The following is a 6414-nucleotide window of genomic DNA, read 5'->3' as shown; positions in this document are numbered from 1 at the left end:
GCCGCCGGCCTCGCCGCCTTCAGGCCCGAGGTCAATGATCCAGTCGCCCTGCTTGATGACGTCGAGGTGGTGTTCGATGATGATGACGGTGTTGCCCAGGTCGGCGAGCCGGGCGAGCACGTCGAGCAATTTCTTGACGTCGTGAAAATGGAGCCCGGTCGTTGGTTCATCGAGGATGTAGAGGGTACGGCCGGTCTGGCGGCGAGAGAGTTCGCGGGCGAGCTTGATGCGCTGGGCTTCGCCGCCGGAGAGTGTGGTGGCGGATTGGCCCAGGCGGATGTAGCCGAGGCCGACGTCCACCAGCGTCTGCAGCTTTTGCTTGATCGGGGGGATGTTTTCGAGCAGTTTGAGCGCCTCTTCCACCGTGATCTCAAGCAGGTCAGCGATGGAATGGGCCTTGTAGCGCACCGCCAATGTCTCCGCGTTGTAACGCCGGCCGCGGCAGACCTCGCAGGTGACAAAGACATCGGGCAGGAAATTCATCTCGATGCGCCGGAGGCCGTCGCCCTGGCAGGCTTCGCAGCGACCGCCCTTGACGTTGAAACTGAAGCGGCCGGGCCGGTAGCCCCGCTCGCGCGATTCCGGCAGCAAGGCAAAGATTTCGCGGATGGGAGTGAAGACGCCGGTGTAGGTTGCCGGGTTCGACCGGGGCGTGCGGCCGATGGGCGCCTGGTCAATCTCAACGACCTTGTCCAGGTGTTCGAGCCCCAGTATGGCTCGATGCGCCCCGGGGTCCTCAATGGCCCGATAAAACTTTTTCGCCAGGGCGCGATACAGGATGTCGTTGACGAGCGAGGATTTGCCCGAGCCGGAGACGCCGGTGACCACGGTCAACATGCCGAGCGGAAAGCTGACGTCCAGGTTCTTGAGGTTGTTGGCGCGCGCGCCGAGGATGGTCAGCGACTTCCCGTTGGGCGACCGGCGCTTTTCCGGGATGGGAATCTTCAGCCGGCCGGAGAGATAGCTGCCGGTAAGCGAATCCGGCGCGGCGGCGATTTCCTCCGGCCGACCCACCGCCACCACTTCTCCGCCGTGCCGCCCTGCGCCCGGGCCGAGGTCTAGCACATAGTCGGCCCGGCGGATGGTTTCTTCGTCGTGCTCGACCACCATGACCGTGTTGCCGAGATCGCGCAGTTGCTCAAGGGTGCGAAGCAGCCGGTGATTGTCCCGCTGGTGGAGGCCGATGGAGGGCTCGTCCAGGACATAGAGCACGCCCCGCAGCTTGGAGCCAATCTGGGAGGCGAGGCAGACGCGTTGCGCCTCGCCTCCGGAAAGCGTGGCCGCCGAGCGCTCCAGGCTCAGATAGCCGAGCCCCACCGCCAGCATAAATTCCAGGCGCTCGCCAATCTCCCGCACAATGCGTCCGGCAATCTTCTCCTGCCGCGGGGTGAGCTCGATTTTCCTGAGCACGGCAATGGCTGCCGAAAGGGGCAGCGCGGTAAAGTCGGCGATCGAGCGTCCGGCCAGCTTCACGGCGAGCGACGTGGACTTCAGCCGCTTTCCCTGGCAACGGCCGCAGCGCACCGCCGACATGTATTGCGTGAGCCATTCACGGTAGCTATCGGAGGCGGAATCGTCAAACTGCCGCTGCAAGAACGGAATGATGCCGGGGAAGCGAAATCCCGTCCCGGCAACCGGGCGCGAGCCCCGATTGTATGGGGGCGAGCCGTCGCACCGGGCAGCGTTGCCGTAGAGGATGAGGTTCTGAGTCTTGCGCGGGAACCGCTCGAAGGGCGTCGCCAGGTCGAAGCCGCAGGCGTGGGCGGCTAGCTCGAGCGTTCGCTGCAAATACGTGGATCCCGCCCCGGGTCCCAGGCCGCCTTCAAAGAGCGGTTTCGACCAATCGGCAATGATCTTCGAGGGGTCGAAATCGTATTTCGAACCCAGCCCGTTGCACTCCTCGCAGGCGCCGTAGGGACTGTTGAAGGAGAACGACCGCGGCTCAAGCTGCGGCACCGAAATGCCGCAGTCCCGGCACGACATCTTCTCGGAATAGAGGGTTTCTTCCCCGTCCACCACCGCCACGACCACCAGCCCCCCGGCCAGTTTAAGCGCTGTTGCCAGCGATGCCTCCAGCCGCTTCTCCATACCCCGCTTGACCAACAGGCGATCCACCACCACCTCGATGGTGTGGTTCTTGCGCCGGTCGAGCTTGATTTCTTCGTCCAGGCTGCGCAGCTCGCCGTCAATGCGCGCGCGGAGGAAGCCGTCACGGGCCAACTTCTCCAGCTCCTTCCGGTATTCCCCCTTTCGGCCGCGGACGACCGGGGCCAGGATCATGATGCGGCTCGCTGGCCCCGATGGTCTCGGGGCGAGCTCGTCGTTTGAGGGCTCGCCCGATTCGAGCACCATCACCGCCTGCACGATTTGCTCGATGGATTGGCGGGAAATGGACTTGTTGCAGCGGGGACAGTAGGGCGTGCCGATGGAGGCATAGAGCAAGCGGAGATAGTCATAGACTTCGGTGATGGTGCCCACCGTCGAGCGGGGGCTGCGGCTGGTGGTCTTCTGCCCGATGGCAATCGAGGGGCTCAGGCCCTTGATCGAGTCCACGTCGGGCCGTTCCATCTGGTCGAGAAACTGGCGGGCGTAGGCGGAAAGCGACTCGACGTAGCGGCGCTGGCCCTCGGCATAGATGGTGTCGAAGGCGAGGGAGGATTTGCCCGAGCCGGAAAGGCCGGTCACCACCGTCAGGGCGTGGCGCGGTATTTCCACATTGATATTTTTCAGATTGTGCTGCCGCGCGCCCCGGACGACGATCTTGTCGAGTCCCATAGTCGTGACCGGCACCCAGTGAGAATAATTCGGCCAGTGTAACCTATCATCCTAACTAACGAGCGACATGAGGTCAAGACGCAGCAGCTAGGTGGCGTTCCGAGCGGTGGACGAGTATTCGTCAGTAGAGAGACGCAGGGAATCGAGATTGCGGAACTTGCTGAATTTGTGAACAATTTTGGGTCGAGTGCGTACGTGACGATATGAGCTTCCCCCCTCCGGCAGCAGGCGACTCCCATCGGCACCCGGACACGCGCGGCGCAGAAGAACATTTGAGGAGAGCGTCGTCCAGCTTCTTTCACAGCGGCACATTCCTTGTCATCAGCCTCGCGCTGGTGAAACTCTTGCTGCATTTCTGGGCGAACGGGCGCTACGGCTACTTTCGCGATGAGCTGTATTACATTGCATGCGGCGAACATCTGGACTGGGGCTATGTGGATCAACCTCCGCTCGTTGCGCTGGCAGCCAAACTCAGTCGGCTGCTCCTGGGCGATTCGCTTTTTGCCATCCGATTTTTCCCTGCCGTCGCAGGATCTTTGAAAGTCCTGCTCGCCGGCTTCTTGGCGCGCGAACTGGGCGGGGGCCGCTTGGCGCAAGCTCTGGCGGCCCTTGCGGTGATCATCGCACCCGTTTATCTGGGCATTGACAATTTCCTCTCCATGAATGGATTCGAACTGCTGTTCTGCGTGGGTTGCGCTTACGTCGTCATCCGCGTCATCAAAACGGGCAATCCGAAATGGTGGCTCTGGTTTGGTCTGCTGGCGGGTTTGGGGCTTGAGAACAAGCATTCCATGACGTTTTTCGGGCTCGCGGTTTTTGTAGGCTTGGTGCTGACAGCACAGCGGAAGTTTCTTTTCAACAAGTGGATCTGGATAGGTGGCTTCGTCACGCTCGTGATTTTCCTGCCGAACCTGATCTGGCAGGTGCGCCACGATTGGGCGACGCTCGAGCTTTTGAACAACGTGAAGAATAGCACCAAGAATGTTTCGCTCACACCCATCCAATTCTTCTCCCAGCAGATCTTGATGATGCACCCGTTGAACTTTCCCATATGGTTTGCTGGCCTCGGCTTTTTCTTCTTCGCGCGAGCAGGCAGGCCATACCGGGTTTTGGGTTGGACGTACGTGGTTCTGTTCGTCGCCTTCGTGGTTCTGAAAGGGAAAGTGTATTACCTTGCTCCTGCTTATCCGATGCTCCTGGCTGCTGGAGCGCTGGTGGTGGAGGATCTGATTGGACGCAGCGGTCAAGCCTGGCTGAAGCCGGCATTAGTAACCGTTCTGGTCGCCGGAGGGATCGCGCTCGCGCCATTCGGTCTACCCTTACTGCCGGTCGAAACGTTCTTGCGGTATCAGAAAGCGATCGGAATCGAACCTCCGAGGACGGAGAGCAGTCACACCGCCGAACTCCCACAAATCTATGCTGACCAGTTCGGCTGGGAGGAGATGACGGCCACCGTGGCGCGCATCTACCAGTCGCTCTCGCCGGAAGAAAGAGCCAAGACCGCCATTTTCGGCAACAATTACGGCGAGGCGGGAGCGATTGATTTCTTTGGCAGAAAATATGGCCTGCCGAAAGCCGTCAGCGCTCATCAGAATTATTTCTTCTGGGGGCCCCGGGAATACACTGGAGAAATCGTAATTGTGTTGGGTGGCACGAGGCGGGATCTGGAACAGCGCTTTCACGCCGTGGAAGAAGCCGCGGTTCTCTACCATCCCTATGCGATGCCCTTTGAGAATCGGCCAGTCTATCTGTGCCGGGGTCTGAAAGAACCGCTCAAGGAACTGTGGCCAAAGCTGAAGAGGTGGCTCTGATCGGCGCGTGAAGGTCACTCTTTCTTCCTGCACGCACGGTGCGGTAGGCTGGTGAAGTCGCCACGGCAGGGTTCACACGGAAGCGATCAGGCAGACGTCATGCCCGCCAATCCCAGGATCCTCGCCCTTCGCCACGTCGCCCACGAGCACCTCGGCCTCCTTGCCCGAATTGCGGAAGGCGAAGGAATGGCGTGCGAATACGTGGATTGGTTCACCGAGCGGGACAAGCAACCGGAATGGACGGACGCGGACGCGGTCGCGGTCGTCTTCCTGGGCGGGCCGATGAACGTGGACGACACCGAGCATTTTCCATTCCTGGCCCGCGAACAGGAGATCATTCAACAGGCGGTGCGGCGGAAAATCCCCGTGCTCGGAATCTGCCTCGGTGCGCAACTGATCGCCCGAGCGCTGGGGGCGCGGGTTTATCCGGCAGGCGTCAAGGAGATCGGGTGGCATGCGGTGGAGACCACTCCAGCCGCGGCGGGCGATCCCCTGTTCAAGCACTTTCGCCCGGTGGAAACCGTGTTTCACTGGCACGGAGACACTGTTGATCTTCCGGAAGGGGCGACGTTTCTGGCTCGCTCCGACCGGGTGATGAATCAGGCGTTCCGCTACATGGATTTTGTCTGGGGAATCCAGTTTCACGTCGAGGTTACGACCAAGATGGTCACGGAGTGGGTCGAGGTGACTGAGAACGCCCGTGAGATTCAAGCCCTCTCCCCGGACGTGACCGCAGCCAAGATCCTGGAAAAGACTCCGCTCTTCCTGCCGCGCCTTCACGACCTCGGTCGCGCCACCCTGGGCGAATATGTCCGGCGGGCGAAGGCGCTGTAACCGTCCTGTAGGGGCAGGTCTTTAGCCGCACTGGAATAAGGGCAAGCTGAAGCTTGCCCCTACAAAACGACTTGCATTTTTCCGACCCGCGGCTATGCTGGCAAGAGGGTTCCTGCCCCGCTCGACGGGGCCTTTCCTGTCCCTTTGAAAAATCTCTCCCAGGAGGATGAGCGATGTTTCGGACAGCGCGTTCCCTTCGCTGGGCGGCCTGGGCAACTCTGGTGGTTGGCGCCGTGTATCTCGGACTCGGGATTTGGGGAATCTCTTCGGCAGCCAGCTACAACCCCTTTGAGCCGATCAACTGGGCGCAATTGATGCAGAACGATATCGAACATTTCTGGCGCGACATCACGGTGAACACCGCCTATTTTGCTCTCCACATTGTCACCATCTGCGCCATCCTGGCGATCGGATCGCGGGCGGCGCTCAAACATCCGACTCGAGCCATTCTGGCTACGGCCTTTCTTGCAGTCTCAGTTCTTTTTGCCGCTATGCAGCCTCTGTGGAACAATCTCCTGACGATCCTGCCGGGGCGCATGGCCCGAGCCGGCACGGACGACAGTTTGCGCCAGGCGCTCGTGCATCTCTATCAGAGCAACGTGCTTCTTTCGCCGCTGCTCTCCTGGGGAGTGCTTGCGTTTGGAGCGGTGGGGCTCGTTTTTCTGGGCTGGGCGCTGCTCGACCAATCGCCGCGCACCGCCTACGCCGCTCTGCTCGCGGGCGCATCCTATGCGCTGTTTATCGGCGTAGCGACACAGATTTCGTTTGCCGCGAGCATGCGCGGCACGTTCAACCGCGGCCTGTTGCTTTCGGTCACAACGCTCGCCGCGATCCTTCCGGCGGTGACCTTGTTGTTCGCCGGAACGTGGCTGCGGTCGGAAGCGCGGGCTACCGAAGCGGTCGAACAACCGCCGGCCGCGCGAGCCAAAGCCGCCGGCGCTTAGTTCCCCGGCAGTCCCGATCCTGAAGCGTCGGGATGCGGGACGGGCCGCGG

4 protein-coding genes are annotated in these 6414 nt (G+C 61.4%); 3 read left to right on the top strand and 1 reads right to left on the bottom strand.

Annotated elements, in window-relative coordinates; all coding sequences use genetic code 11:
- Positions 1-2790: excinuclease ABC subunit UvrA (gene uvrA, locus VIH17_05485; GenBank protein HEY4682685.1), on the bottom strand; the 2790-nt coding region annotated here is incomplete at its 3' end.
- 257 nt (positions 2791-3047) lie between these two features.
- Here uvrA and VIH17_05480 point away from each other — a divergent pair.
- From VIH17_05480 to VIH17_05470, 3 genes are all read left to right on the top strand, one after another.
- A complete protein-coding gene (locus VIH17_05480; protein HEY4682684.1) occupies positions 3048-4586 on the top strand; it encodes a glycosyltransferase family 39 protein in 1539 nt (512 codons plus the stop codon).
- 99 nt (positions 4587-4685) lie between these two features.
- On the top strand, positions 4686-5420 hold the full coding sequence (locus VIH17_05475) for a gamma-glutamyl-gamma-aminobutyrate hydrolase family protein (protein HEY4682683.1): 735 nt from the start codon (positions 4686-4688) through the stop codon (positions 5418-5420).
- Positions 5421-5593: 173 nt separating this feature from the next.
- Positions 5594-6364, top strand: a complete 771-nt coding sequence (locus VIH17_05470) for a hypothetical protein (protein HEY4682682.1) — start codon at positions 5594-5596, stop codon at positions 6362-6364.
- Positions 6365-6414 lie beyond the last annotated feature (50 nt).

The organism is Candidatus Acidiferrales bacterium (genome assembly GCA_036514995.1).
Classification (GTDB): Bacteria; Acidobacteriota; Terriglobia; order Acidiferrales; family DATBWB01; genus DATBWB01.
The sequence above is the reverse complement of the archived record's forward strand: the minus strand, read 5'-3'. Positions and strand labels throughout refer to the sequence as shown.